The organism is Streptomyces sp. NBC_00442, from assembly GCF_036014195.1.
In the GTDB taxonomy this organism is placed as follows: Bacteria; Actinomycetota; Actinomycetes; order Streptomycetales; family Streptomycetaceae; genus Streptomyces.
The window spans coordinates 5,491,502-5,514,800 of the sequence record NZ_CP107918.1; the positions used below are offsets into that span (position 1 = coordinate 5,491,502).

At 71.1% G+C, this 23,299-nt stretch carries 34 protein-coding genes, 1 tRNA gene and 1 pseudogene; 10 read left to right on the plus strand and 26 right to left on the minus strand.

Annotation, left to right across the window (positions count from 1 at the left end; translation table 11 throughout):
- Nucleotides 1-104 precede the first annotated feature (104 nt).
- The 17 genes from OG432_RS24650 to OG432_RS24730 form a co-directional block, all read right to left on the minus strand.
- Nucleotides 105-896, minus strand: a complete 792-nt coding sequence (locus tag OG432_RS24650; RefSeq protein WP_328313135.1) for an ATP-binding protein — start codon at nt 894-896, stop codon at nt 105-107.
- A gap of 9 nt (nt 897-905) precedes the next feature.
- Nucleotides 906-1,739, minus strand: coding sequence for a PD-(D/E)XK nuclease-like domain-containing protein (locus OG432_RS24655; protein WP_328313136.1), 834 nt, complete (start codon nt 1,737-1,739; stop codon nt 906-908).
- The gene (locus OG432_RS24660) at nt 1,736-2,071 is read right to left on the minus strand and encodes a hypothetical protein (RefSeq protein ID WP_328313137.1); all 336 of its coding nucleotides are present in this window, start codon (nt 2,069-2,071) and stop codon (nt 1,736-1,738) included. The genes OG432_RS24655 and OG432_RS24660 overlap by 4 nt, the downstream gene beginning before the upstream one ends.
- A gap of 170 nt (nt 2,072-2,241) precedes the next feature.
- The gene (locus OG432_RS24665; protein WP_328313138.1) at nt 2,242-3,168 is read right to left on the minus strand and encodes a DNA-methyltransferase; all 927 of its coding nucleotides are present in this window, start codon (nt 3,166-3,168) and stop codon (nt 2,242-2,244) included.
- The gene (locus OG432_RS24670; protein WP_328313139.1) at nt 3,168-3,515 is read right to left on the minus strand and encodes a hypothetical protein; all 348 of its coding nucleotides are present in this window, start codon (nt 3,513-3,515) and stop codon (nt 3,168-3,170) included. The genes OG432_RS24665 and OG432_RS24670 overlap by 1 nt, the downstream gene beginning before the upstream one ends.
- On the minus strand, nt 3,515-3,970 hold the full coding sequence (locus OG432_RS24675) for a hypothetical protein (RefSeq protein WP_328313140.1): 456 nt from the start codon (nt 3,968-3,970) through the stop codon (nt 3,515-3,517). The genes OG432_RS24670 and OG432_RS24675 overlap by 1 nt, the downstream gene beginning before the upstream one ends.
- Nucleotides 3,967-4,113, minus strand: coding sequence for a hypothetical protein (locus OG432_RS24680; RefSeq protein WP_328313141.1), 147 nt, complete (start codon nt 4,111-4,113; stop codon nt 3,967-3,969). The genes OG432_RS24675 and OG432_RS24680 overlap by 4 nt, the downstream gene beginning before the upstream one ends.
- Entirely contained in the window at nt 4,113-4,583 is a 471-nt protein-coding gene (locus OG432_RS24685; protein ID WP_328313142.1) for a hypothetical protein, read from the minus strand. The genes OG432_RS24680 and OG432_RS24685 overlap by 1 nt, the downstream gene beginning before the upstream one ends.
- Entirely contained in the window at nt 4,573-5,067 is a 495-nt protein-coding gene (locus OG432_RS24690; protein WP_328313143.1) for a hypothetical protein, read from the minus strand. The genes OG432_RS24685 and OG432_RS24690 overlap by 11 nt, the downstream gene beginning before the upstream one ends.
- A gap of 97 nt (nt 5,068-5,164) precedes the next feature.
- Nucleotides 5,165-5,350, minus strand: a complete 186-nt coding sequence (locus tag OG432_RS24695) for a hypothetical protein (protein ID WP_328313144.1) — start codon at nt 5,348-5,350, stop codon at nt 5,165-5,167.
- Nucleotides 5,347-5,703, minus strand: coding sequence for a hypothetical protein (locus tag OG432_RS24700; RefSeq protein ID WP_328313145.1), 357 nt, complete (start codon nt 5,701-5,703; stop codon nt 5,347-5,349). Before OG432_RS24700 ends, OG432_RS24695 begins: the two co-directional genes overlap by 4 nt.
- Nucleotides 5,703-6,056: a DUF6197 family protein gene (locus OG432_RS24705; RefSeq protein ID WP_328313146.1), complete on the minus strand. Its 354-nt coding sequence runs from the start codon at nt 6,054-6,056 to the stop codon at nt 5,703-5,705. Before OG432_RS24705 ends, OG432_RS24700 begins: the two co-directional genes overlap by 1 nt.
- Entirely contained in the window at nt 6,053-6,313 is a 261-nt protein-coding gene (locus OG432_RS24710) for a hypothetical protein (RefSeq protein ID WP_328313147.1), read from the minus strand. The genes OG432_RS24705 and OG432_RS24710 overlap by 4 nt, the downstream gene beginning before the upstream one ends.
- Nucleotides 6,313-6,951, minus strand: coding sequence for a hypothetical protein (locus tag OG432_RS24715; protein WP_328313148.1), 639 nt, complete (start codon nt 6,949-6,951; stop codon nt 6,313-6,315). Before OG432_RS24715 ends, OG432_RS24710 begins: the two co-directional genes overlap by 1 nt.
- A complete protein-coding gene (locus tag OG432_RS24720; RefSeq protein ID WP_328313149.1) occupies nt 6,948-7,238 on the minus strand; it encodes a hypothetical protein in 291 nt (96 codons plus the stop codon). The genes OG432_RS24715 and OG432_RS24720 overlap by 4 nt, the downstream gene beginning before the upstream one ends.
- A 105-nt stretch (nt 7,239-7,343) precedes the next feature.
- Nucleotides 7,344-7,622, minus strand: coding sequence for a hypothetical protein (locus tag OG432_RS24725; RefSeq protein ID WP_328313150.1), 279 nt, complete (start codon nt 7,620-7,622; stop codon nt 7,344-7,346).
- Nucleotides 7,619-7,828 carry a helix-turn-helix domain-containing protein gene (locus tag OG432_RS24730; RefSeq protein ID WP_328313151.1) on the minus strand — a complete coding sequence of 70 codons (210 nt, stop codon included), beginning with the start codon at nt 7,826-7,828 and terminating at the stop codon, nt 7,619-7,621. The genes OG432_RS24725 and OG432_RS24730 overlap by 4 nt, the downstream gene beginning before the upstream one ends.
- Before the next feature lie 216 nt (nt 7,829-8,044).
- On the opposite strand from OG432_RS24730, the gene OG432_RS24735 reads away from it, so the two are divergent.
- The 3 genes from OG432_RS24735 to OG432_RS24745 all read left to right on the plus strand — a co-directional run bounded on the left by OG432_RS24735 (nt 8,045) and on the right by OG432_RS24745 (nt 10,379).
- Complete coding sequence (locus OG432_RS24735; protein WP_328313152.1) at nt 8,045-8,560, plus strand: helix-turn-helix domain-containing protein; 516 nt, start codon at nt 8,045-8,047, stop codon at nt 8,558-8,560.
- 376 nt (nt 8,561-8,936) lie between these two features.
- The gene (locus OG432_RS24740; RefSeq protein ID WP_328313153.1) at nt 8,937-10,286 is read left to right on the plus strand and encodes a hypothetical protein; all 1,350 of its coding nucleotides are present in this window, start codon (nt 8,937-8,939) and stop codon (nt 10,284-10,286) included.
- Nucleotides 10,272-10,379 (plus strand) — tRNA-Val (locus OG432_RS24745). The genes OG432_RS24740 and OG432_RS24745 overlap by 15 nt, the downstream gene beginning before the upstream one ends.
- Before the next feature lie 190 nt (nt 10,380-10,569).
- On the opposite strand, the gene OG432_RS24750 is transcribed toward OG432_RS24745, so the two are convergent.
- The gene (locus OG432_RS24750; RefSeq protein WP_328313154.1) at nt 10,570-10,785 is read right to left on the minus strand and encodes a hypothetical protein; all 216 of its coding nucleotides are present in this window, start codon (nt 10,783-10,785) and stop codon (nt 10,570-10,572) included.
- Between the two features lie 167 nt (nt 10,786-10,952).
- Between OG432_RS24750 and OG432_RS24755 the strand changes: the two are divergent.
- From OG432_RS24755 to corA, 4 genes and pseudogenes are all read left to right on the plus strand, one after another.
- Nucleotides 10,953-11,126 (plus strand): annotated as a pseudogene (locus OG432_RS24755) (transcriptional regulator); the annotation flags it as partial.
- A gap of 155 nt (nt 11,127-11,281) precedes the next feature.
- On the plus strand, nt 11,282-11,740 hold the full coding sequence (locus OG432_RS24760; RefSeq protein WP_328313156.1) for a hypothetical protein: 459 nt from the start codon (nt 11,282-11,284) through the stop codon (nt 11,738-11,740).
- 386 nt (nt 11,741-12,126) lie between these two features.
- Complete coding sequence (locus OG432_RS24765; protein WP_328313157.1) at nt 12,127-12,795, plus strand: DUF1990 family protein; 669 nt, start codon at nt 12,127-12,129, stop codon at nt 12,793-12,795.
- A 184-nt stretch (nt 12,796-12,979) separates the two neighbouring features.
- Nucleotides 12,980-14,065: a magnesium/cobalt transporter CorA gene (corA, locus tag OG432_RS24770; RefSeq protein WP_328315225.1), complete on the plus strand. Its 1,086-nt coding sequence runs from the start codon at nt 12,980-12,982 to the stop codon at nt 14,063-14,065.
- Between the two features lie 23 nt (nt 14,066-14,088).
- On the opposite strand, the gene OG432_RS24775 is transcribed toward corA, so the two are convergent.
- Nucleotides 14,089-14,361 carry a hypothetical protein gene (locus OG432_RS24775; RefSeq protein WP_328313158.1) on the minus strand — a complete coding sequence of 91 codons (273 nt, stop codon included), beginning with the start codon at nt 14,359-14,361 and terminating at the stop codon, nt 14,089-14,091.
- A 168-nt stretch (nt 14,362-14,529) separates the two neighbouring features.
- Nucleotides 14,530-14,949, minus strand: a complete 420-nt coding sequence (locus tag OG432_RS24780; protein WP_443058447.1) for an RNA-binding S4 domain-containing protein — start codon at nt 14,947-14,949, stop codon at nt 14,530-14,532.
- A gap of 123 nt (nt 14,950-15,072) precedes the next feature.
- Between OG432_RS24780 and OG432_RS24785 the strand changes: the two genes are divergently transcribed.
- A complete protein-coding gene (locus OG432_RS24785) occupies nt 15,073-15,303 on the plus strand; it encodes a DUF2277 domain-containing protein (protein ID WP_328313160.1) in 231 nt (76 codons plus the stop codon).
- Between the two features lie 198 nt (nt 15,304-15,501).
- Here OG432_RS24785 and OG432_RS24790 read toward each other — a convergent pair whose 3' ends face one another.
- The 4 genes from OG432_RS24790 to OG432_RS24805 all read right to left on the minus strand — a co-directional run bounded on the left by OG432_RS24790 (nt 15,502) and on the right by OG432_RS24805 (nt 19,347).
- Nucleotides 15,502-16,137 (minus strand): DedA family protein, encoded by a 636-nt coding sequence (locus OG432_RS24790; RefSeq protein ID WP_328313161.1) that lies wholly within the window; start codon nt 16,135-16,137, stop codon nt 15,502-15,504.
- Nucleotides 16,138-16,355: 218 nt separating this feature from the next.
- Nucleotides 16,356-16,814 carry a DoxX family protein gene (locus tag OG432_RS24795; RefSeq protein ID WP_328313162.1) on the minus strand — a complete coding sequence of 153 codons (459 nt, stop codon included), beginning with the start codon at nt 16,812-16,814 and terminating at the stop codon, nt 16,356-16,358.
- 82 nt (nt 16,815-16,896) lie between these two features.
- Nucleotides 16,897-18,579: an alkaline phosphatase D family protein gene (locus tag OG432_RS24800; protein ID WP_328313163.1), complete on the minus strand. Its 1,683-nt coding sequence runs from the start codon at nt 18,577-18,579 to the stop codon at nt 16,897-16,899.
- A gap of 99 nt (nt 18,580-18,678) precedes the next feature.
- Complete coding sequence (locus tag OG432_RS24805; RefSeq protein WP_328313164.1) at nt 18,679-19,347, minus strand: HNH endonuclease family protein; 669 nt, start codon at nt 19,345-19,347, stop codon at nt 18,679-18,681.
- A gap of 212 nt (nt 19,348-19,559) precedes the next feature.
- Between OG432_RS24805 and OG432_RS24810 the strand changes: the two genes are divergently transcribed.
- Nucleotides 19,560-20,312 carry an ABC transporter permease gene (locus OG432_RS24810; protein ID WP_328313165.1) on the plus strand — a complete coding sequence of 251 codons (753 nt, stop codon included), beginning with the start codon at nt 19,560-19,562 and terminating at the stop codon, nt 20,310-20,312.
- A 254-nt stretch (nt 20,313-20,566) separates the two neighbouring features.
- Nucleotides 20,567-21,148, plus strand: a complete 582-nt coding sequence (locus tag OG432_RS24815) for a TMEM165/GDT1 family protein (protein WP_328313166.1) — start codon at nt 20,567-20,569, stop codon at nt 21,146-21,148.
- A 166-nt stretch (nt 21,149-21,314) separates the two neighbouring features.
- Here the strand turns inward: OG432_RS24815 and OG432_RS24820 are convergent, their stop codons facing one another.
- Together OG432_RS24820 and OG432_RS24825 are read right to left on the minus strand one after the other, a co-directional pair.
- Nucleotides 21,315-21,989, minus strand: a complete 675-nt coding sequence (locus OG432_RS24820; RefSeq protein ID WP_328313167.1) for an HAD-IA family hydrolase — start codon at nt 21,987-21,989, stop codon at nt 21,315-21,317.
- A gap of 184 nt (nt 21,990-22,173) precedes the next feature.
- On the minus strand, nt 22,174-23,217 hold the full coding sequence (locus OG432_RS24825) for a peptidoglycan-binding domain-containing protein (protein ID WP_328313168.1): 1,044 nt from the start codon (nt 23,215-23,217) through the stop codon (nt 22,174-22,176).
- Between the last annotated feature and the right edge of the window lie 82 nt (nt 23,218-23,299).

Consider the following 23,299-nt stretch of genomic DNA (forward strand, 5'->3'; position numbering starts at 1 on the left):
GCTTGCCGACTGGAACGGACGATGTTTCACGGAGGCTCAGAGCGTGGTTTCCTAGTGGCGAGCCGGCCGCATTGCCCGCGGCCGGCTCAGGCGCATGCGGGCTACTACTCGGGGTTCTCGCGCAGTTCGGTGGCCTCGGGGGCCGGGGCGGCACTCAGCCAGGCGAGGAGCGGCGCAGCGATGTCGCGGGCTCCGTTGGGCCGCTCGATGACCTTGCGGCTGAGGCCGGGGCAGCGGGACTTGAGGACTTCGAGCCGGTTGTCGAGGTCCATGGAGACCGCGATGTCGAACTCGTACTCGATGCCTTTGCGCTGCTCAGGGCGGGTCCCGACGCGCCTCGGGGACTTGCCAGGCTCCAGCACCCACTCGGTGTAGGAGCGCATCGAGGCGACGACGTGGCCGGGGTAGGCGAGGATCGCGGCGACCATGTCGTTCTGGAGCGGCGTCCCGTCCTTCCAGCCGGCGAACTTGTTGCCGCCGTACTTGCTGCTGGCCTTGTCGACCTGGTCGAGGGTGCCTTCGGCTCCGGTCCAGAAGTGGCTGAGGCTGTCGACGAACACGGTCGGGTATCCGGCCTGGGCTGCGGCGTCCAGGACGCGGATCAGGTCGCGGGGGTTGTAGGTGTCCATCGGGCAGCTGTCGAACTGGATGCCGCCGATGCCCGCGTAGAGGCTGGCCGCGCCCTTCTCGGTGTCGATGACCGCGAAGGGCTTGCCCTCGGACAGGCCGTGGGCGATGCCGAGGCCGGTCCACGTCTTGCCGGAGCCGGAGACGCCCTGAATGGACAGGCGGGCTTTGCGTCCGGCCTTGGTGGCTGGCCGGAAGGCGAAGCCGTTGTCGCCACCGGCGGCCGGGTTCTGGCGGCCGGCGCGCACGGGCGGGGGAAGCTGGTTCACGGACTGCTCCTAGCTGTTGTACTGGCGCTCGACCCAGGCGGGGAGCGGGATGAGGGCGGTGGTCGGGAAGTAGCCGGGCCAGTGGCCGGTGGCGCGGCCGTGGGCGTAGTGGTAGAGGGCCTTCTCGTTGAGGCGCCGGCCGATGTCCATGGCGGTCACGTCGAGTTCGGCGACGGTCACCAGGTAGGGCGGCTGTTTCTCCTGGAAGATGAAGACGAACCGGGCCTCGGGGCCGACGAGTTCGAGCTCCCAGGCGCCCGTGCGGTACCAGTCCGCTTGTTGGTGGTAAGCCCACTTGTGGACGGTCTTGGAGATCTCTTCGGGGTCCACGCTGGTGGTCGTCTTGTAGTCGACGATCTCGTTGGCACGCAGCCAGTCGGGCCGTGCTCGGCGCCAGATCCCGTCGGCTTCCCAGAACATCGACTGTTCGGCAACACCGGACCCGGGTTCCAGCAGGGCCGCTGCCTCGGGGTGCTGGCGCAGCGCCTCGGCCATGGCCTTCACGCCGTCGAGCTCGGCTCGCTTCAGCGGCACTGCGCCAGCGGCACGGACTTCGGCAATCTCAGTCTTCGCGGCCTTGCTATCCCACCGGTCGTAGTCGACCAGCACCAGCTCGGGCCCGTCGCCAAGGACGAGCTTGTGGGCGGCGGTGCCGACGTCGAAGGCCTTCTTCGGCGGCTGCGGGTTGTCGAGGTTCCACTTGAACCGGGCCGGGCAGTCGGCGAGTTGGCGGGCGCCGGTCGAGGAGAGGCTGCCGCCGGGAATCGGATCCGAGTGGTAGAGGTCGGCGGGGATGTCGTACAGGCCGGGGATGATCTCGGCCGTCTCCGTCGCGGCGGTCACAGGGCGCGCTTCTTGGTGCAGGGCTCGCAGACGTAGCCCTCGACGCGCTCGGCGAACGGCCCGTCGGTGTCGCCGCAGTCCGCGCAGTGCGGCTGCGTCGCGGCGGCGAGGAGCTTCGACAGCCCCTCCTCGTCGTAGCGGGCCATGTGGAGCGCTGCCGACAGCGCCGGGTACGCGCCGCGCAGAGTCGCCCTGTTGATGACGTCGGCGCTCTCGATGGCCGCCATGAGGTGCTGGGTGAAGGTGCCGGGCTGCTGGCCGCCGACTCGGCCGTAGTGCCACAGGACGTGGCGTGCGGCCTCGGGCGGGATGGTGATGTTCTCGGTGCTCATGGTGCGGGCCTTTCGGGTGTGGGATGCCGGGCTCCCGCGCCCGGTTGGGGGGTGTTGGGCGCGGGAGCCGCGGCTGGCAGCCGGAGCGAGGGGGAGGCTCGACAGCTGCCGGTATGGGTGGTGGTGGGGTCCGCGCCACTGGCCGATGTCATCCGGAGGCGCGGACCGGTCTAGGCGGCGCCGAACTGAAGGACTCCCTGCGCGAACCGCGGCTTGGCGAGGTCGTGGTAGTCGGAGTTGAGGTCGATGCCGATGTACTTCCGGCCGAGCCCCACGGCCGCTACGCCGGTGGTGCCGGCGCCGGAAAACGGATCCAGCACAGTCCCGCCGGTCTTGCAGCCGGCCTTGATGCAGCGGGTCGCCAGTTCGAGGGGCATGACGGCGAAGTGGGCTTCGCGGAGGCGTGCCGGTGCGATGGCCCAGACGTCTCCGGGGTTGGCGCCGTTCGGGTGGGCGGCGAGACTCGGGATGGTTTCTCCGGCTCTGTCGCCGCTCGCCCCGTGACGGCCGCTGGCGCCTGCGGCCTTGCGTTCTTGCCATGTGGCGCCGGGCCGGGACTGCGGGGCTTCGCGCACCGCGTCCAGGTCGAACCGGTACTGGTCCTGTGCGGTGAGGAAATAGACGATCTCGTGCTTGCTGCGGAACCGGTCGGTGACGGGTTCGGGCATGCAGCTCGTCTTGTGCCAGACGATCTTGTTGCGCAGGATCCAGCCGTCGCCCCACAGCGCCAGGCAGACCCGCTCCGGGATGAGTTGCAGGCTTTTCAGCTGTCCCGGAGCCGACCGGGCCGCGGGGCCCACGCCGGCACGGCTGCGGCACTCGATTGCGGAGCCGTAGGAGTCGCCCAAGTTCAGCCACAGCGTGCCGTCCTCGGCGAGGACACGCCGTGCTTCGGTGAACACCGCCCGAAGGGTGTCGATGTACTCCTCGGGCGTGGGCTCCAGCCCGTACTGGCCGGGCGTGCCGTAGTTCCGCAGCCCGTAGTACGGCGGGCTCGTGACGATGCAGTCCACCGACCGGTCCGCCAGGGTACGGAGCACCGCAAGGGCGTCACCGAGGAGGAGAGTTACCTGCTCGTCCTGGTAGTAGGGATCCATCACGCCACCTCCAGGCGGGTCTGGATGCCGATCGCCGCGGCTGTCCGGGGTGTCTTCGCTGCCTCGCCGGTGAGGAGGGCAGGACTGCACTGCGGCGACCGCCCGGACCGGCAGATCTGGATGACCGACTCGATCTGTGTCTGGTTCTTCCGCTCGAAGTCGTGTGCGCGTTCCTCGTCCGTGGTGCGGGAGTCCATGAGGAGCGGCGCCGACCGGTGGTCGCGGAGCGTGGCGGACAGGCCGACGGGCCATTCGCTGGGGCTCTGCGGGTTGTAGTGGTTGCGGTGCCAGTGCCGGGCGAGGGCGGTGTGGGCGGGGCAGAGGTCCGTCGGGACGGGCTTGTCCATCACGCCACCTCCTGCGGCACGTCGAGGAGGGGCAGCGTCTGCGTGGTCTCGTTGCTGGTGTCGCGGTACGGCACGGGCGAGACGTAGGGCAGGACCACGTCGGGCGAGTACGGCCGGACGAGTTCGCACGGCACTTCGGTGATCCGGGGCCGGGCCTGGATGACGGCCTGGCGGAGGCGCTCCTGCTCGGCGCCGGCGCGGATCACCTTGCTCTGGAGCCGCCGGACTTCGGCGACCGCCGCGTCCCGCTCCCGCTCGGCCTGGGCGATGCGCATTTCGTCGCGCAGGGAGTTCATCAGGGCTTTGTGGACGGCACAGTTCAGGTCCGAGGTCTCGCCGATGAGCATCCGGTTGTCGGCGAGCAGCTTGGCGATCTGGTCCTTCAGCTGGGTCGGGGTCTGGCCGGCGTGCCGGGCGCGGCTGATCGTGGCCTGCCACGGGAGGGTGAGCGTCATGACTGGTCCCCCTGGCGCTGGTGCGGGATGGCGGTACGGGCGGCTTCGCGGCGGGCGCGGCGCTGGTCGCTGAGGTGTTGACCCCAGACCACGAGGCCGAGGGCGACCGCGCCGATCGCGGCGGCGATGAAGTTGGCGGCCATCACGCCCCCTCGTGGCGGGTGAGGATCTCGGCGAGTCCGGCGTCGACGTCGAGCACGTCGTTGAGCTGGCGGACCATGGTGTCGTTGGCGGTGCGCATCATGGCGTCGATGTCGTCGTCGTCCAGGTCGGCATCGACGGCCTCGGCGATCTCGGCGCAGTCGGCGCACTGGCCGAGGGCAACCAGCTCGCGGAGCTTGCAGTTCTCGGCGTCGAGACGCTTGGCCTGCTGCTCGCCGATCCGAACCTTCTGCCGAGCCTCGGTCAACTCGCCCTGAACGGAGGCGAGGTCGGCTCCCAGGCGCTCGCGGATCATGCGTTCGTGCAGCGGGAGGACTGCTGCGACCCAGTGCTTGACCGAGTCGTAGATGGACCAAGCGAGGTCCGCAGCGTGCTCGGCCTCATCGGCGGCGAAGACCAGCTCGTCCCACTCGGCGGCGGTCAGGGCGATCGGCGGGAAGTCAGTCGTCATCGCGCTCACCGGCCTTCGGGCCGCAGGTGCAGCGGGAGGCTTCCACGTCCTGGTTGATGCGGCAGGCGCACCCGAGGCCGATGGAGACGGCCTGAACGGTCCCGTGGCAGTCGTCGCAGCGGGCGGCCTCGCCACCGTGCAGGTCGATGAGAGCCCGCACCGTCTCGACGGGCACGTAGCCGTACACCGTTTCGGTCGGCGCTTCGGGATCGTCGACGTACTGCTCCCACGTCCCCCACGGTTCAGGGCGGGCGGACGGGAATCCGACTTCAACTTCGGTGTACGGCCCCGGATAGTCCGACGGGGCGTTCGAGCCGAACGTGAATCCGCCGAGCGCCGGACGAGGGGTGCAGTAGTTTCCCGACCCGGCGATCACCGACAGGGAGAAACCGTCAGCGCACACGATGCGGTTCGGAATGACGCGGTTACCTGCCTCGTCGTACTGGCTGTTTCCGGAAGCGGCGATGCGGTCAAGGGTGCTCATCGGTTCCCCCAGGTTTGTCGGCATGCCCAGATCAGGGCGGCGATGGAAGCGGCGGTTTCGGCGGCCGCGAGGACGGCCACGATGCGGAGGCTCGGGCTCATGCCGCCGCCTCCTTGGCCTCGCCGCCGAAGGGGCGGTCAGGGCAGAAGTGCGGTCCCGAGTGCGCGGCGTAGGCCTCCAGATAGGCCGACTCATTCACGGCCTGAAGCAGCTCCAGCCGCTCCGTGAGCAGCGCGTTCAGCTCCTTGGCGTTGCGGAGCTCGCGTTCCAGGTCGGTGCTCACCAGCCCCACCGGCCCAGCGCGTGCGGCAGGGTCATCAGGCTGTTGGTGTCGGTCCGCCAGGTCTGCGACCGCGACCAGTCCGCCGTGGGGAACGCGCCCTGCACGAGCGCGGCGAGCTGCCGGGAGTCTCCGGAGCGGAGTTTCAGGGCCCGGCCCGACGCGTCTCGGACCAGGGCCATGAACACCACCTCGGGGTCGCCGTGGGCGTCCGTCCAGACCGGGGTCAGCAGCACCGTGTGCGCGGCCGGGACGATCTGGTGGATGCGGTAGCCCAGCTGCTTCACGTGGCGGCGACGGCGGCCCGCAGACGACTTGCACGGGCGGGTCGGCAGGTGCTCAGCGACGGTGCTCATCACGCCACCGCCTTCGCGGCGAGCAGCAGGGTGTCCACGACCTCGGCCGGCGTGCGGGCGTCGGCGTCGTTCCAGTCCGCGATCCGCTCGACCGGGTCCTCCCCTACCGTCCCGGAGACAATTCGCGGCGACAGGTCGGCGACGGCCTCGGCGAGCAGCCCATCCAGTTCCTCCGGCGGCTGCGGGATCCCCGTCACAGCGACGGAGAGAGCGCCGAGAGCGCATACGCGCAGGCTGTGCACGGGCGGCGAACCTTCCGCATCGATGTCGTAGAACCAGCCCTTGCAGTGGCCGTTCGTCTGGATCACATCGGCGGCCTTCTCGTACACGGCGGCCAGTTGCGGGTTGCTCATGACGCCCCTCCACGGGTGCACTCGGTGCGGGTGTAGTCGCGGCCCCGCAGGTCGGGGTCGATGTCGAGGAACTGGTGCCACTGCTCCGCAAGGCGGCCATCCGGCACGGGCACGGCTGCGTGGGCGTGCGCGGAGATCTCCGCGATCTGCCGCTCCAGAGCCGCGGCACGCTGACGGGCGACCAGCGCCTTCATCTCTGCTGCGAGACGAGGCAGCGGCACGTCCAGGCGCTCGATCGGGTTCGTGGGAGTCGCCATCACCGGTCACCCGCCTCGGCGTCGTCGCGGCCAAGCAGCGGGCCGGCGATGTCCTCGACGAACACGAACTTCTTGCCGTCCTCGTTCCGCCACGTCCTCGCCAATGCCGCACGGTGCAGGCGGTCCTTGAGGGCGTCGCGCTCGACCCGCAGTCGGTCCAGTTCGGCGAGCAGTGCGGGGACGTCCTCGCGGGCGTGAGCGATGAACGCGGCGTCGTCCTGGTTGTTGTTGCCGAGATAGCCGAGGCTCACCGAGAGCAGGCCCGTCTCGTCTTCGACCAGGCGCTCCAGCGACGGCTTGTGGTTTTCCACGTGCCACGGACCTTCGGTGGCGGCCTCGACGCGGGCCCGGATCTCGGCCTCGCGCACCGGCGTCAGTGACTGTCCGGCGACGCCGTAGGGGGCTTCCGCCCCGTGCTCGGCGATCCGGGCGTCGATGGCCCGCATCATCTGCGCGACCAACTCGACGCGCTCCCCGGCAGGGAACGACGGCAGTTCGGCGCGACGGACGTCAGCGGCAGCCTCGGCGCGGACCGCGTCGTAGAAGGCGGCCAGCAGATCGGATGCCACATCGGCAGGGATGTCATGGTCCATAGCCATGACCAGCTGCTTGAACTCGGGAGTGGTCGCGATACTCATCGCGCACCGCCGTTGGCGAGTTCCGGGCGGGACGTCAGCGGGTGCGGCTCCAGCGACAGCCAGTCGCAGCCGGCAGACAGGCGGATCGAACCGTCGTCTTCCTGCTTTGCGTCGTCGATCCTGAACGGCAGCCTCGCGGCGGCGTCGACGAACTGGCCCTTGGCCAACTCGCGGTCGGCGAAGACACCGAGGACAGTGCCGCCCTCACCGAACTCGCCCTGCATCAGCAGCCAGACCACGCCCGCACCTCGCGGTACCTCGGTGGCCGGTGAGACAATCTTGTTCACGAGCTTCTCGCTCTCTCTCGCAGGTAGTTGCGTGCAGAGGTGTGGATCTCGGAGGGCCGTCTGCCGGGGACTTGGCGGTTACCGGCGGCCGGCCCGCATAGCCGCCTAGGCGGCGGGGGCGACCTGTCCGCGGTCGTGCTCGCGGCGGATGTCGTCGGGCGTGAAGGTGATCCGCCCGCCGTCCGTGTGGTGGAAGACCTCGCGGCGGTAGCACTTTTCCTTGAGGCTGCGGACGCTGCGGTAGGGCAGGAGCTGCTTCTCGACGACCTCTTCCGGCGTCCAGCGGATGAGGTCCAGTTCCTCGGCGGCCTTCCGTGCCAGTGCGGAGCGTCGGGCCTTGGTGACTGTCTGCATGGGGGGCGCCTTCGTGGCCTTGGCGGTCACGTCGTCTCCTTGTGAGTTATGGCGTCTGGCGGCACGTTCAGTGCGCTGGCGACCTTCAGGACCGGCTCGTCGTCCGGCTCTCGGATGAGCCCCCTCTCCAGGCGGGAGAGGTAACCCCTGTTCAGTCCGGTTGCCGTCTGCATGGCGCGCAGGCTCATGTTCTGAGCTGTGCGGATCGCCCTTATGGCCGTTCCGTTCGGTCTCACGTTTAGAAACTAGACCCAGTTTCGCTACATGCGCAAGCGGTCTGGGGACGCAGTTTGTAGATTTTCTGGACGTGACACTCGGTGACAGGGGCGCACGCGTCGCGTATGTCGGGCGCCCCCTGCAACCCTGAGTGCTTGAATTGGCTACTAATGTGCAGGTCAAAGCCCAGAAACTGGACTTCTGGGTTGCACAGAAATAAGGCATGATGCGGAGTCATGGACCAGGACTGGGCAGCACTGGGCGAGGCACTGAAGGCCGCACGCAAGGCGCGCCGTCCCGAGGTGCGGCAAGACGACGTGGCGGCAGCGCTCAACATCAGCCGCTCGACCATCGCGAACATCGAGGGCGGCCAGCGGTTCTCGAAGGTCACCGGGGCAATTCGCGCCTATGCGCAGTTCCTCAACTGGACCTTCGACTCGCCCGAGCGAGTGCTGGCCGGCGGCGAGCCCACGGTCATTTCGGGCAGCCAGGCACCGGTGCGACCAACCTCGCGCGCGGACGACGCCGGCCTCCCTATGGCGGTGCAGGACGAACTCGACCGTGAGGGTGTGCTCGTGGACACGGCCGTCATCCCGCTCGGAGACGGCACCAACATGGTCGTCGTCGTCAAGGGCGGCTCGAAGAACCCGACTCCCGAGGAGCGCCTGCGTCATCTCGAAGCGTGGCGCCGCGCGCGAGAGCACCTCAAGGAGCTCGACAACCCCATCGGCGACCCGGCCAACGGCCAGTAGCACGAGGCCATTTCAGTCACTACAAACCCTGCACAACTGACCCGAATGTGTGGTTGCATGACCGAACGCTGACTATGGGGCCACCAGTCGGATCAAGCGGGGTGCCGATGTGTGTCCATGTGTACAGCGCTGCCGGTCTTCCAGACGGAACCCTGGTATGGGTCAAGAGGGAACCACTCCACATTCGCGTCTACGCCGACGAGTCCCTAGTTGGGGTCGGCGGGACCCTCACGGCCGCGGGGCATGACGAAGTGAACCGTGCCCTCGCCGGCCTCCTCGGATCGCCCACGCTCGAAACGGCTAAGTCCTGCCATTAACCCCTGCTGTCATCGGCGGCTGGAGGACAATGGGCAGTACCGGCAAGGGGGTTGAGGTCATGGCCTACGGCGAAAAGGTCTACAAGGTCCGCAACGGCAAGCAGACCAAGCAGTTCACCTGGCGATGCAAGTACAAGCTGGCCAACGGCAAGTACGGCACCGAGCCTGGATTCCCCACGAAGAAGAAGGCCGAGGAGTGGGGCGAGGAGCAGGAGGCCGCCATCCGGGCCGGCCGCTGGATCGACCCGGCTCTCCAGCGGATGCACTTCGGCGAGTTCGCCCGGAAGTGGATGAAGGCCAAGCCCAAGCGCGGCAACACGGTCGGCAAGCGGTGGAACCTGCTGGAGCAGCACATCCTGCCCACGTGGGAGCACACGCCGATGATCGCCATCAACTGGTTCGACGTCGATGCCTGGCAGCAGGGCCTGTCCTGCGACGAGACGACCGCCGGTCACGCGGTCAGTCTGATGTCGTCGATCCTGACCGGCGCGGTCGACGCCAAGCACCTGTCGGTGAATCCGCTGTACGCCCGACGACGGACGCGTGCCGCCGCAGGTATGGCCGGCGCGAGCCAGAAGAAGAAGGATGAGGAGAAGTGGGCGCCGCCGGAGGTCGTGTTGCAGATGGCGCAACGCCTGGGCCCGGCAATCGGGCTGCACGTCATCGCGACCGCGTTCACGGGGCTCGGCTGGGGCGAAGGGGCCGGGCTACACCGAGACAACGTTCTGCGCACGCGACGGCAGGCGTATGACGGCGGCTGGTTCGAATGTCCCGTGATCAGGGTGGATGAGGAGGTGGGGGAGCTCGTTGAGTACGAGGGGCGCGACGAGGAGGGCAACAAGACGGGGATGGTGCACCGGCTGGAGCCGCCGAAGAACGGCACCCGCGGACGGGACATCGACGTGCCCCCATTCCTGACAGAGCTGCTGCGGTACCACCTTGCGGACTGGCCGCACGAGTACGTGTTCTGCACGCCGTCGGGTAAGTGGTGGCGCCGTTCCAACTTCACCCGGGCCCACATCCGGCCGGCGGCGGATGGCCGCGAGGCGCTGCCGACGGTCAAGGGGCACCAGCCGCGGCCTGCATGGGATCCGATCATGCCTGGGCTGACCATGAGGGCCTTGCGGCACACGCACGACACCTATCAGGAGCAGATCGGGGTACGGCCGGCCTTGATGTTCGAGCAGGCGGGCCACAAGCGCCCGGGAATCAAGGCGGTGTACCAGCACCCAACGCCTGCGATGCGCCAGGAACGTCTTGACGGATTGCAGGAGATCTACGAGCGGGCGATGCATAATCTGAAGTGGCGCACGCTGTGGGGCCGGGTCGACTTGAAGAAAGCTCCCCGAGGAGTTGATCTCCCAAATATCTCCCAAACGATCAATCGGGATCATGGGCGTGCTGCGTGACCGCAGGTCAAAGGGCTGAGGCAAGGTCATAGAGGCCTGTTTACCTCGGCTCTTACAAAGCAGATGTCGGCGGTTCGAAACCGTCCACGCCCACCGGTAGTAAGAACAGGCGAGAGCCTGTTGAGAAGCCCCCCGGTCGTCATCGGCCGGGGGGCTTCTCTGTGACCACAGTCCGCAAAGAGCCCACTTCCCGACGCAATCGGCGTGCCCCCGCGCGGATGTCGTACGGCGGTGAGAGGCCCCGGCGGCAGGGCTGGCCGGCCGGGGTGGTGAGTGCTAGGGCTCAGCCCTTCGGTTTGGGGACGATGACGATGGGGCCACTGTCGTCGGAGTGCCGGCACGACGCGGCCACGGAGGCGAGTTGATGCTCGGGCGACTGCCACAGGCCGAGGTCGACGGTGCAGCCGGCGCTCTTGATGTGCCGGTCCGTGGCGAGGCCGACGCCCCGATCGCGCAGCCGCTCCACGCCGAGTCCGTCTATACCGAGTGGCGCCACCACGTCCGCAACGGACTTGAGCAGGTGCGGGACGGCGCCCTCATACGCTCTGCCACCAGACGCGTCTGTTCCGCGGCCACTTTTCGGCACTCGTCCCGGGCCTGGTGCAGACCGGATGAGGGCGCGGCGAGAGCAGGGGTGGCCGCGTGGGGCGTTTCGTGTGTACGACTCATGTGTACGACGGCTCCCTCGTATCGGTTGAACTCGTCTCGGTGAAGGTGAGGAGCCGCCAACCCGCGCACATCGCGCTGTACTTGACGGCGTTCGAGGAGTTGCGCGGCATGGCGGTCCACGGGGCCGAGGCCCGGTCCCTCGTCGTGCGGGCCCTCGGCGCGTTGCACTGACCGCGCGCCCTCACCGCGACCGCCCGCCCCCGGGCCGCAAAGGCGCCGTCCCCCGCCGAGCGGTCGCGGTGTGCGGCGGGAAGGGGACAATGGGAACTGCGCCGCCGCACCCGCGCGGCGCACCCGCTTCGCACTGGAGCGTCCGAGGAGCAGACATGGGTCGCATGCGTCGGCAGAAGGCCAAGGCAGCAGTCCTCATGGGCGCCGTCGCGGCGCTTGCCGTCACGGTCGGACCGGCCGGGGCGGCCGCTGGAGAGGGCCGGCAGGTTGAGCCCACCACCGTCGTGGTCGACTGTTCCGGGCAGTCCCAGGTCCGGCCGACCAGCTACCTGATCGCCTGCGGTGACGGGAACAACGGGCTGGTCTCCCTGCACTGGACGCAGTGGGGGCAGACGTCCGCGGAAGGCCGGGGCTCGGACGTGGTGAACGACTGCGTCCCCTACTGCGCCGCCGGCCGCTTCCACGAGTTCCCCGTGACGGTCCGGCTCGACACCGTCCGCCCCAGGCCCGGCCAGTCCGGGGAGGCGTACTTCACCGTTCTGCACGTGCACTACACGGCCGCTACCCCGCCCCGCACGCCCCGCGACGCGACGTACTCGATCGTGGGTGCGTGAGGCCGGGTCCGCGAGGCCCGGTTTCCCGGCCCCCGGGGGACCTCAGCGGGAAGCCCCGTCGGTGGGTGCGGACGGGGCTTCGCGGCGGCGCCGCAGCGGGCTCGGGGAAACGCTCGACGCCGGTTTCCGGCGGGCCAGGAGCGGGGGAGGACGCCGCCGGATGGCCGAGATTACGCCTGTGGTTGGCTGAAACGTAACCCCTGTGCGGGGTGAGACTTCGACCGTCGCGCGGGGCCGTGGAGGACGCTGTCCCGGGCTCGGGATATTCTCCGCCGTCCGCGTGCCGCACGGACGCGGCACGGACGCGGCACGGACGCGGCACGGACGCGGCACGGACGCGGCATGGGCCGGCTTCGGGGCGGGCCGGGAGCGAGGGGGAGCGGGCCATGGGTGTACGGCGGGATCTTCGGGCGGCGTACGAGCGTGCCTGTGCGAGCGAGCCCAGTTACGCGGAGGTCGGCGCGACCGGCGGGCCGGGGCTGCCGACGGCGGGCGGCGCGTATCGGGTCTTCCGGCGCCGGATCACGGTCGGGCACGGTCCCGAGGCGTTCGAGCGGGCCGGGACGTACGTGTTGACCTGGGGCGTTCAGCGCGGTGCGGGCTTCGGGGTGTACCCGGCCCCGGGGGTGTCGGAGGCGACCGGAGTGTCCACCACCTCTTCCGCGATCACCGCCCCCTCCGCGATCCCTGCCCCCTCTGCGATCGCCGCTCCCGGCGCCACCGCGCTGGTCGTTCTGCGCCTCCCCGGGCTTCTCGGGCTCCCCTGGCTCCCCGGGTTCCCCCGTCTCGTCATTCCCTGCCGCGTCGTGTGGACCGTGCGTTCCGCCGAGCGCATCGGGTTCGCCTACGGCACGCTGCCCGGACACCCCGAGTGCGGTGAGGAGTCGTTCGTCGTGGGGCGGGAGGCGGACGGGCTCGTATGGTTCGAGGTCGCAGCGTTCTCCCGGCCCGCCACCTGGTACGCCCGGCTCGGCGGCCCCCTCACGCGGCTGCTCCAGGATCTGGCCACCCGGCGCTACCTGCGGGCGGTGGCCGCCGCCGCCGTACGCCCGTGAGGGGACGCGCGCGGGTGCCGTACACCCTGTGGGGCAACGCGCGCCGCTGCCGTACGCCCGTACGCCCGTGGGGGAACGCGCGCCGGGCGGATCACGTCCCCCAGGGAGGTGCGGGGACGTACGGCGGGCGGTGGCACACTGGCGGCCGATCGATGAAGGCGGGGAAGGGAAGCTTGTCGTGGCGATGATGCGAAATCTGCGGAGGGCGGTGCGCCGCGCCTATCGCAGGAGCGTCGACCTCAGCCACCCCGCGCGCTCGCCGCTGGGGAGCGCCGTCGTCAACTGCGCGGTGTACGTCGACGGGATACGGCAGCAGGACGACGGCCCGGTGGACGAGGCGCTGCGCCGGGTGCGCAAGCTCGGCGGCGGAGCCTTCGTGTGGATCGGGCTGCACGAGCCGACCGAGGGGGAGTTCGCCGGGCTCGCCGAGCTGTTCGGGCTGCACCCGCTGGCCGTCGAGGACGCCATCACGGCCCACCAGCGGCCCAAGGTCGTCCCGTACGACGACACGCTGTTCGCGGTGTTCAAGACGTGCCGGTACGTCGAGCACGAGGAACTCACCGCCACCAGCGAAGTGGTGGACACCGGCGAGCTGATGGTGTTCACCGGGCCCGACTTCGTCATCACCGTCCGGCACGGCATGAACGGCTCGCTCGGACCGCTGCGGGAGGCCCTGGAGTGTGAGCGCGAGCAGCTCACCAAAGGTCCTTCGGCGGTGCTGCACGCCCTCGTCGACCAGGTCGTCGACGAGTACGTGGAGGTCGCCGACGCCATGCAGAGCGACATGGACGCCGTCGAGACCGCCGTCTTCGCCGAGAACGCCGAACGCGGCGACGCGGGACGCATCTACCAGCTCAAGCGCGAAGTCCTCGAACTGAAGCGGGCGGTGGCGCCGCTCGACCGGCCCCTGCAGAAGCTCGCCGGTGAAGCGATGCCCTCCGTCGCCCCCGAGATCAGGCCGTACTTCCGTGACGTGGCCGACCATCTGCTGCGCACCACCGAGCAGATCGCCTCCTTCGACGGCCTGCTCGATTCCATACTGCAGGCCCACCTCGCCCAGGTGACCGTCGCCCAGAACGAGGACATGCGAAAGATCACCGCTTGGGCCGCCATCGTCGCCGTGCCGACCATGGTGTGCGGCATCTACGGCATGAACTTCGAGAACATGCCCGAACTGCACTGGCGTTACGGCTACTTCATGGCGCTCGGCCTCATGGCCGCGGCCTGTTTCGTCATTCACCGCGGGTTCCGGCGCAACGGCTGGCTGTAGCCGGCCGTTGCGCCGGAACGCGATCAGTCGCGGTCGCGCGAGAAGAGGCCCTGGCGCTCGCGCTCGTAGCGCCGCTCCCAGCGGTCCATGCGGTCCCGCCGCGCGCGGTAGGCGCGGTAGGTGGCGTCCGGACGGCCGGTCCCGGCCCCGGCGCCGGGGCCGGAGGACGAGCCGCCGCCCGAACGGCGCCGGCCGGTGAACAGGACGGCCACGACGGCCACCCAGAGGACGATGCCGCCGGGGCCGAGGCCGAATCCGTAGAGGGTCAGGGCGAGAAGGATCATCCAGAGGATCATGATGGGTCCTTGTAAGGCGGTCCGGGAGCTTCCCCCCGGTCCCCGGGTCGAGCCCTCAAGTTACTGCGCCGCGGGGGCAGTTGGCGCGTGAGTTAATCGCCTGCCGCCCGCCCCTGCACCCCGGGACGCCCGCCCCGACCCGCTCTCGGCCCGCGCTGCGACCCGCTCTCAGCCCGCGCTGCGACGGCTCTCCGCCAGGCCGCGCAGCCGTTCCATCTCGCGCCGGTCGCGCTTGGTCGGCCGGCCGAGGCCGCGGTCGCGTACGCCCGCCGCGAGCGCGTCCGCGCGGGCGGGCGGCGGCGGGCTCTTGTCGATGTACGCCTCCGCCGCGACCGGGGCGCCGACCCGCTTGCGCAGCAGCTGGACGACCTTCACGATCCGCTCGCGGCCGTCGAGGCGCACCCGCACCTCGTCACCGGCCTTCACCAGGTGGGAGGCCTTCACGCGCTCACCGTTGACATGGACGTGGCCGCCCCGGCAGGCCGTGCCCGCCTGGGAGCGCGTCTTGGTCAGCCGGACCGACCAGATCCAGCTGTCGACGCGCACGGGGCCGGTGCTTGTGCCGTTGCCGTTCGCTGCTTCCGCCATGCCTCCGACTCTAGACGGCGTGCCCGGCGCAGCCTCGCGGTTTTCGGCCGGGGAGCCGGTCCCGGGGCTCGGCCGGGGAGCCGCTCCCGGGCCGTTGTCAGTGGCGTCGGTCACACTGGAGGCATGTGCAGAAGCATCAAGACATTGAGGCCGCCGGCGATGCCGGAGGAGGCCACGGAGGACGACATCAGGGCCGCGGCCCTGCAGTACGTGCGCAAGGTGTCCGGGTTCCGGGCGCCGGCCGCGCACAACAGGGAGGTGTTCGAGCGTGCGGTGGACGAGATAGCGGAGGCGACCCGCGAGCTCCTGGCCGGGCTTGAGGTGCGGGGCGCGGCCGCGAAGAGCTCCGCCTGACCCCGGCGGCGCTCTGGGCTCGCTCGGAAGGACAAGCGCGCGCTCTCATAGAGAGTGGCGCGAGCCTCGGCGAGAGTGCGCGGGCTTCCGTCGGGAGACGCGCGGATCGTGTCGGGAAACGCGCGGATCGTGTCGCGAGACGCGCGGGTCGTGTCGGGAGACGCTGCGGGCGCCCGCAGCGAACCGGCGGGCTCCTCGTCAGGAAACCGGCGCGGGCGCCGGCGACGGGCGCTTGACGACGTACGCGGCGAGGGCGCCCGCCGCGAACAGGGCGAGGAGCGACACGGCGGTGCCCAGCCAGGTCGCGCCGAGCCACTGGCCACCGAAGTAGCCGAGCCCCACGCTGTACGTCGCCCAGGCCACGCCCGCAAGCGCCGACCAGGGCAGGAACTCGCGGACCTTGCGCCGTGCCGCGCCCGCGCCCAGCGAGACGACGGAGCGCCCGGCCGGGGCGAAGCGCGCGATGACGACGAGGCCGCCGCCGCCCCGGCTCAGCGCGATGCCGAGTCGTTCCTGCGCACGGGTCAGGCGGCGTGAGCGGGCGATGGCGCGCTCCAGGCGGGCGCCGCCGCGAAGCGCCAGGCGGTACGCGATGAGGTCGCCCAGGACGGAGGCTATGGCGGCGCACGCGGCGAGGGCGAGCAGATCGGCGTGGCCGGCCCGGGTGGCGTCCCCGGCCCCGGCGGCGGTCGCCGACCCCGCGGCCGTTGTCGCCGCCGTGATCACGAGCACCCCGCTGGGAAGGACGGGGAGGAAGACGTCGAGCAGCACGGAGAGGGCGACCACGGCGTAGATCCAGGGGCTCGACGTGAGCGCCCCCACACTCTCCAGCACGTTCGCTCCTCAGCGGCTTGTCGTTTCCCCGGACGGTGAATACCGCGGTGTCGCGGGGAAGCGGCAGGGGCGGCGGTACAGCCTTAGAGCGTACGCCCGGACCTGCGCGGGTTTCCGTCAGGGGTGGTGGTGCGACGCCGCGGCATGCCGCTGCCCGGAGTTCGGCGGGTGAACTCCGGGCAGCGGACGGGGTGTTGCGCGCCGAGCGGCGGCGGGGCTCAGGCGGCGACGGTCTCGCGCTGGGCGTCCGCGGCCGGGCGGGCGGTGCGGCGGGAGCCGAAGAGCTGGTCGAGGGCGAAGGCGCCGGGGCCCGTGAACGCGAGGAGCAGGAAGGCCCAGCAGTACATCGCGGAGGGCTCGCCGCCGTTCTGCAGGGGGAGCAGCGCGTGGGACTGGTGGACGCTGAAGTAGGCGTACGCCATGGAGCCCGAGGAGATCAGGGCGGCGGGGCGGGTGAAGAGGCCGGCCAGCACCAGGATGCCGCCGACCAGCTGTATCACCGCGGCGTACCAGCCGGGCCAGGTGCCCGCGGGGATGGAGCCGCCGCCCATCGTGCCGCCGAAGACGCCGAACAGGGAGGCCGCGCCGTGGCAGGCGAAGAGGAGGCCGATGACTATGCGGAACAGGGCCAGCGCGTACGGGCGCGCGCCGGCGACGTCGAGCGTGGGGGAAGCCATGGGGGGCTCCTTCGGTTGGGGACGTGACCGATGGGGTCCACAGGTTAGGCAGGCCTCAGTAGTGCTTGCAAGTTCAACATAATTAATTGCTTGTTTCGGGCGGCTGAATTGAGCCAGGAGGGGCGCCGGGGGCGAGTGGGCGGTCGAGAACGGTCTCCCATTGGGCTGGACCAATGCGCCGTCGTCGGTTGCGACGTGCCTGTTCGAGGCGCAGGTGTGCGGAACGGCCGTGCAGCGCAAGGGTCATCAGCTGGTTGCCGAACCAAGGGCCGCCGGTCCTGCGCCAGTCGAGCACGGGCTGTACCACTCGGCCGTGCCGCGCCAGGACGCGTCCGAGCCTGCGCCCCAGCCGGCTCCAGCCGAAGCGGAATCCGGCCCGCACGGGGGCCGGAACCGAGTTGTGGACGGGCGAACACGTCAACTGTGCGACGTAGGAGGCGGGTTGAGGGGCAACATTTGGCCAGAAGGGTTCCGCCACATAGGCGTGGTGCACGTCCCCCGACAGGACGCTGATCGTGGCCGGGGCGCCGGGGCCCGACCCCACGCGGGCGATCAGATCGCCGAGGAGGGCGAACGAGGCGGGAAACGCGGCCCAGTGCTCCAGGTCCGCCCGGCGCCGCAGCCGCTCTGCGGCGCGTGCCCAGCGCGGCCCGCGCGAGCCCGCGCAGAGCGCCGCGTTCCAGCCCTCCGCGTCATGGATGAGCGGAGGGAGCAGCCAGGGCAGCGAGGTGCCGATCAGCAGATGGTCGAAGGAGCCCGGGGCGTCGAGCACCTGCTCGCGCAGCCACCGCGCCTCGCCGGGGTCGAGCATCGCCCGCCGGTCCTCGGCCAGGACGCGGGCCGCCCGCGTGTCCACCATGACCAGACGGGTGCGGCCGAAGTCGCGCCGGTAGCTCCAGCGCACGGACGCCGGGTCCGCGTCGGCCCGCGCCACGAAGGAGCGCAGCGCCTCCGTGCCGTCCGGCACGCTCCGCACCGTCGCGTACAGCGGGTCGGCGGCGAGCTCGGCGGGGGAGAGGTTGCCCAGGTGCTGATACACCCAGTACGACATGAGCCCGCTGAGCACCCGCTCCTGCCACCAGGGCGTGGCCCGCATCTCGGCGAGCCAGGCGGCGCTGGAGTTCCAGTCGTCGATCACGTCGTGGTCGTCGAAGATGTGGCAGCTCGGCACGGTGGAGAGCAGCCATCGCACCTCCGGATCTCGCCAGGACTCGTCGTACAGCCGGGTGTACTCCTCGTAGTCCGCGACCCCGGCGCCCGGGGCGTCGCGCAGGTCCCGGCGGGCGGCCAGCCAGCGCCGCGTGTCCGGCGAGACGCTGTCGGCGTACACCTGGTCGCCCAGGAGCAGCAGGACGCCGGGCCGCTCGGCCCGCGGGTCGGCCGCGAGCCGCGCGGCGAGGGCGTCGAGTGCGTCCGTGCCGGCGGGGTCGGGCGCGCGGCGGCAGGAGCCGAAGGTGACGCGCAGCCCGGTGGCCCCGGCCGCAGGGACGGTGAGGGTGCTCGGCGGGAATCCGGAGCCGGGCGCCGGCCAGACCGGCCGCCCGTCGAGCAGCACCTCGTAGGAGGTGGTGGTGCCCGGTGTCAGCCCCTCCACCGGGACCAGGGCGTAGTGGTGCCCCGCGATCTGGAACGTGCGCGCGCTGCCCCGGGCGCCGTCGGCGCAGCGCACACCGGCCGTGCACGGCCGGTCGGTCTCGACCCAGACCGTGGCGCCGCCGCACGGATCCAGGTAGCGCAGCAGTGGACCCAGGCGAAGCCCGGCCATGGAACCCCCTCCGTCGTCGATCCGTTCGTAGGAGTACGGACGGTACGGAACGAGGAGACGACGCGACAGGTTCCGGCGGTCGTCACAACCGCCGTGACATCAGCAGCCGTTGAGGATGGACTGGAGGGTGGACTTCTCGGCGGAGTCGACCGTGAGGCTGTAGTAGTGCTTCACGTCGACCCACATTCGCGCGTAGGTACAGCGGTAGGAGGTGAGCGAGGGCAGCCACTTGGCCGGGTCCTTGTCGCCCTTGGACTGGTTGACGTTGTCGGTGACCGCGATCAGCTGGGGGCGTGTCAGGTCGTTGGCGAAGCCCTGGCGCTGGGGGGTGGTCCAGGCGTTCGCGCCCGAACGCCAGGCCTCGGCGAGCGGCACGATGTGGTCGATGTCCACGTCGGCCGAGGCGGACCAGGTGGCGCCGTCGTAGGCGGAGTACCAACTGCCGCCGGTGGCAGCGCAGCTGGAGTCGGTCGTCACGTTCGTGCCGTCGCGCTTGAGGACGACCTCGCGGGTGTTGCAGGTGCCGGACTGGGTGATCCAGTGCGGGAACTTGTCGCGGCTGTACCCCGTCAGCGAGCCCTCCGCCTGCACGGTCAGCTCGCCCAGGTAGGTGCGGGCGGTGGCGGCGCTCACCGGGGTGGGCGGCGCGGCCTCGGCGGCCGGGGCGGTGATCAGCGCACCGGCCGCGGCGAGCGCGGCCGCGGCGGCGAAGACGGCCGTGCGACGCGCGTAGACGCGGGGCGTGCGGACTGCTATGGCGTCTGACATGCGAACTCCCTTGATGTGGGGGGAACTTGACCGGCCGCGGGACGGGCGGTCCGGCCAGCGTGGCGGCGCCGGGTTGCCTGGGGATGGGCGCCAGGTAACAGCGTGGCGACATGGTCACGTCAGATCAAGACTTCGGACGACACTGCGGCGACACCGCCCCGCACCGCGCCTGACATACCGTCTCCAAGAGCCGCACGCCGTACGGTTGACGCGTGCTGCTGCCCGTGAACATCACGCTCGGAGCCGTCCTCGTCGCCCTGCTCCTCGCCGCGGCGGGCGTGGCCGCCGCGGCGCACCTGGGGCGCCACCGCGAGATCCTGATCGCGGGGGTGCGGGCGGCGGTCCAACTCGGCGTGGTGGCCCTGGCGATCCACTGGGTCGTCCGCTCGGTTCCGCTTCTCCTCGGCTTCCTGCTGCTGATGTTCGCGGTCGCGGTACGCACCGCGGGGCGCCGGATGACCGCCAACCGCACCTGGCGATGGGCGGCCGCCCCCATCGCCGCCGGAGTGGTCCCGGTCGTCGCGGCGCTGCTGCTCACCGGACTCGTCCCCGTCAAGGGCATCGCCCTGATCCCCGTCACCGGCATCCTCATCGGCGGCGCGCTCACCGCGACCGTCCTCGGCGGGCGCCGCGCGCTCGACGAGCTGACCGCGCGGCGCGGCGAGGTGGAGGCGGGGATGGCGCTCGGACTGCCCGACCGGGACGCCCGCCTGGAGATCGCCAGGCCCGCCGCGTCCGACGCGCTGCTGCCCGGCCTCGATCAGACGAGGACGGTGGGCCTTGTCACGCTGCCCGGGGCGTTCGTCGGCATGCTGCTCGGCGGCGCTTCCCCCGTGCAGGCGGGCGCGGTCCAGCTCTTCGTCCTGGTCGCCCTCATGGCCGTACAGGCGATCGCCGTGTCGGTGGTGCTCGAACTCGTCGCGCGCGGCAGAGTGCACCGTGAGGCCCGGGACCTTGGTCCCTGACGGGGCGCGTACGGCATGCCGTACCCTTGAGGACGCAGAAGGGGAGTAGCTCTTCGCCGGAACGTCGACATACTGCCGAGTCCCCCAGGGGTCTTGGCCGGCGCCCGGAGGCGAGTGCCCGTGAGGGCCCCGCCAGCGAGACCTTCGGCCGCAGTGACCATGACCTTCATGGCGCCGCCGTGCCGAAGCGACCCCGGATCCAGCTCGGAACTGCTCTCGGTGCGGCCACGCCCGACCGATAGAGGAACCCTTCCGTGCTCAGCTTCACGATCATGGCGATCACCTTCGGCGTGATCTTCCTTGCCGAACTCCCCGACAAGACCGCGCTCGCCGGACTGATGCTCGGCACCCGCTACAAGGCGTCGTACGTCTTCGTCGGCGTCGCGGCCGCCTTCGCCGTCCATGTCGTCCTCGCCATCGCGGCGGGCAGCGTGCTGACCCTGCTGCCGCACCGGCTGCTCCAGGCGATCGTCGGCGTGCTCTTCCTCGCGGGCGCGGCGATGCTGCTCTTCAAGAAGGGCGAGGACGACGAGGAAGTGAAGCCGCCCGCCGACCAGTCCTTCTGGAAGGTGTCGGGGGCCGGCTTCATGCTCATCCTGGTCGCCGAGTTCGGTGACCTGACCCAGATCATGACCGCCAACCTGGCCGCGCGGTACGACAGCCCGCTGTCCGTGGGTATCGGTGCGGTGCTCGGCCTGTGGGCGGTCGCCGGGCTCGGCATCGTGGGCGGACGGACCCTGATGAAGCATGTGCCGCTGCGCCTGATCACCAAGGTGGCGGCCTGCCTGATGCTGGCCCTCGCCGGCTTCAGCCTGTTCGAGGCGATCGCGGGCTGAGCCGCGGGGCCGGCCTTCGGGGCCGGTCTTCGCGACCGAGCCCCGGGGCCGGTGCCCCGGGGCCGGGATGCGAAAACGGCCCCCGTGGTAGGACGGGGGCCGTTCGTGCGGGGGCTGCCCGACGCCGGTCCGGGAGGCCTGGCGTCTGTGCAGCGGGCGCCCGGCGTCAGCCGGTGATCTCCAGGCGCAGGGCGCCGTCCGCGCCGGCGGTGACGGTGAGGTGCGTGAGGTCGGGGACGTGGACGGTGGGCTCGTGGGCACCCGCCCGCGGGCCCACGCCCACGACGCGCATCCCCGCGGCCCTGCCTGCCGCGATGCCGGCCTCGGAGTCCTCGAAGACGACGCAGTCCGCCGGGGCGAAGCCCAGTTCGGCCGCGCCCTTGAGGAAGCCCTCCGGGTCCGGCTTGCTCGCGCCCACGGACTCGGCCGTGATCCGCACCTCGGGCATCGGCAGTCCCGCGGCCGTCATGCGGGCACGGGCGAGTGCCGCGTCGGCGGAGGTGACCAGGGCGTGCGGCAGCTCGGCGATGGCGGCCATGAAGGCACCGGCCCCGGCGACCGGCACGACGCCCTCGGTGTCCGCGGTCTCCTCGGCGAGCATCACCTTGTTGTCGGCGTGGTTCTGCTCCATCGGCCGGTCCGGGAGCAGCACGGCCATCGTGGCGTAGCCCTGGCGGCCGTGGACGACCTTGAGGGCGGCCTCCGGGTCGAGGCCGTTGCGCTCGGCCCAACGGCGCCAGCAGCGCTCGACCACGGCGTCGGAGTTCACGATCGTGCCGTCCATGTCCAAAAGGAGGGCGCGGGCGGTCAGGACGGTGGTGGTCGTGGTGCTGGCCGACATCGGCGGACTCCAGAGCGCGGGAGGGCGCATGGGGGACGGAAGAACAGGGGTGACGCAAAGACAAAGGTGACCCCCGCCCGCCGGTCAGGGAGTGCAGGCAGGGATCACTTTGTTCCACCACGATACAAAACGAGGAGGGGTTTGTGCCACCCGCCCCCTTTTCCGGGGCCGGTCCGTCACCCGTCTAGGGCCGGTCCGTCACCGATTCGAGGGCGCTCCGCGTCTGCGGTCCGTACACCCCGGCCGGGTCGCCGCTGACGCCGAGATAGGACTGGAAGTCGCGCACCGAGCGCTCCGTACGCGAGCCGAAGGTGCCGTCGATGCTGCCGGTGTAGAGGCCCAACTGGCCCAGCCGCTCCTGGAGTTCGAGCACCCCGGGCCCGCTGTCGCCCCGCCGGAGCGGCTGGCTCGGGGGCGGCGCGAGGGGCTTGCCCTCGGGGGCGCGCGAGGACCGCGGGGACGCGGAGGGCGGGGGCGCCGCGGGCGCGGACTTGGACGGGCCCGGCGCGGCGGCCCGGGACGCGGACGAGGTCCCGGACGGCGACGGCGACGGCGCGACCGGGGCCGACGCGGACGCCGAGCGGCTCGGGGCGGGCTTCCTCGTGTGCGGGGCGGAGGCCGAGGGGGCCGCGGACGCGGTGTCGGCGCCGCTGTACGGGACCCCGGTGTCCACGGCGTCGGGCAGCGCCTGCTTCGGCGTCGCGTCGTCGGCGAACAGGGTGCTCGCGAACGCCGCCGTGGCGATGACGGCGGCGGTGGCGGCCCCGATGGTCAGCACGGCGAGCCGGCGTCGCCTGCGCCTCCGTGCGCCCGCCGCGGGCCGGCCGGGACTGAAGGAGCGGTGGGCGGGGTAGGGCATCGCGGCCGTGCCCGCGCCCACGGAGTCGCTCCCCGGCGCCGTGCCCCCGTCCGCCGAACCCCCGGCCGCGCCCTGTGCCGTCACGGCCGCCGCGATCGGGCCCACCGTCGGGGGAGCGGTCACCCCGAACCGCGTGGTCCGGTCGGCGTCGCCGTCGGCACCGGCGTGGCTGTGGGCGTCCGCGTCGCCGTCGGCGCCCGCGTCGGTCGCCACACCGTCGGCCGGGGGCGGTGCGCCGTTCGGCAGGACGACGTACGGCCGGATGCGCAGCGGGTCGAAGTCCTCGGCGGCGGCGGCCTCCGCCGAGCGTCCGGCGTGCGCGGTCGCGGCGGTGCGCGGGGCGCAGGCGCAGCCGGGTCTGCCGTCCACCCCGCGTTCCGCGCCGCATTCAGGACAGCCGTGTCCGGTCATCGTCGGGTCCCCTCCCCTTGGACTGCGAGCGATTATGCCC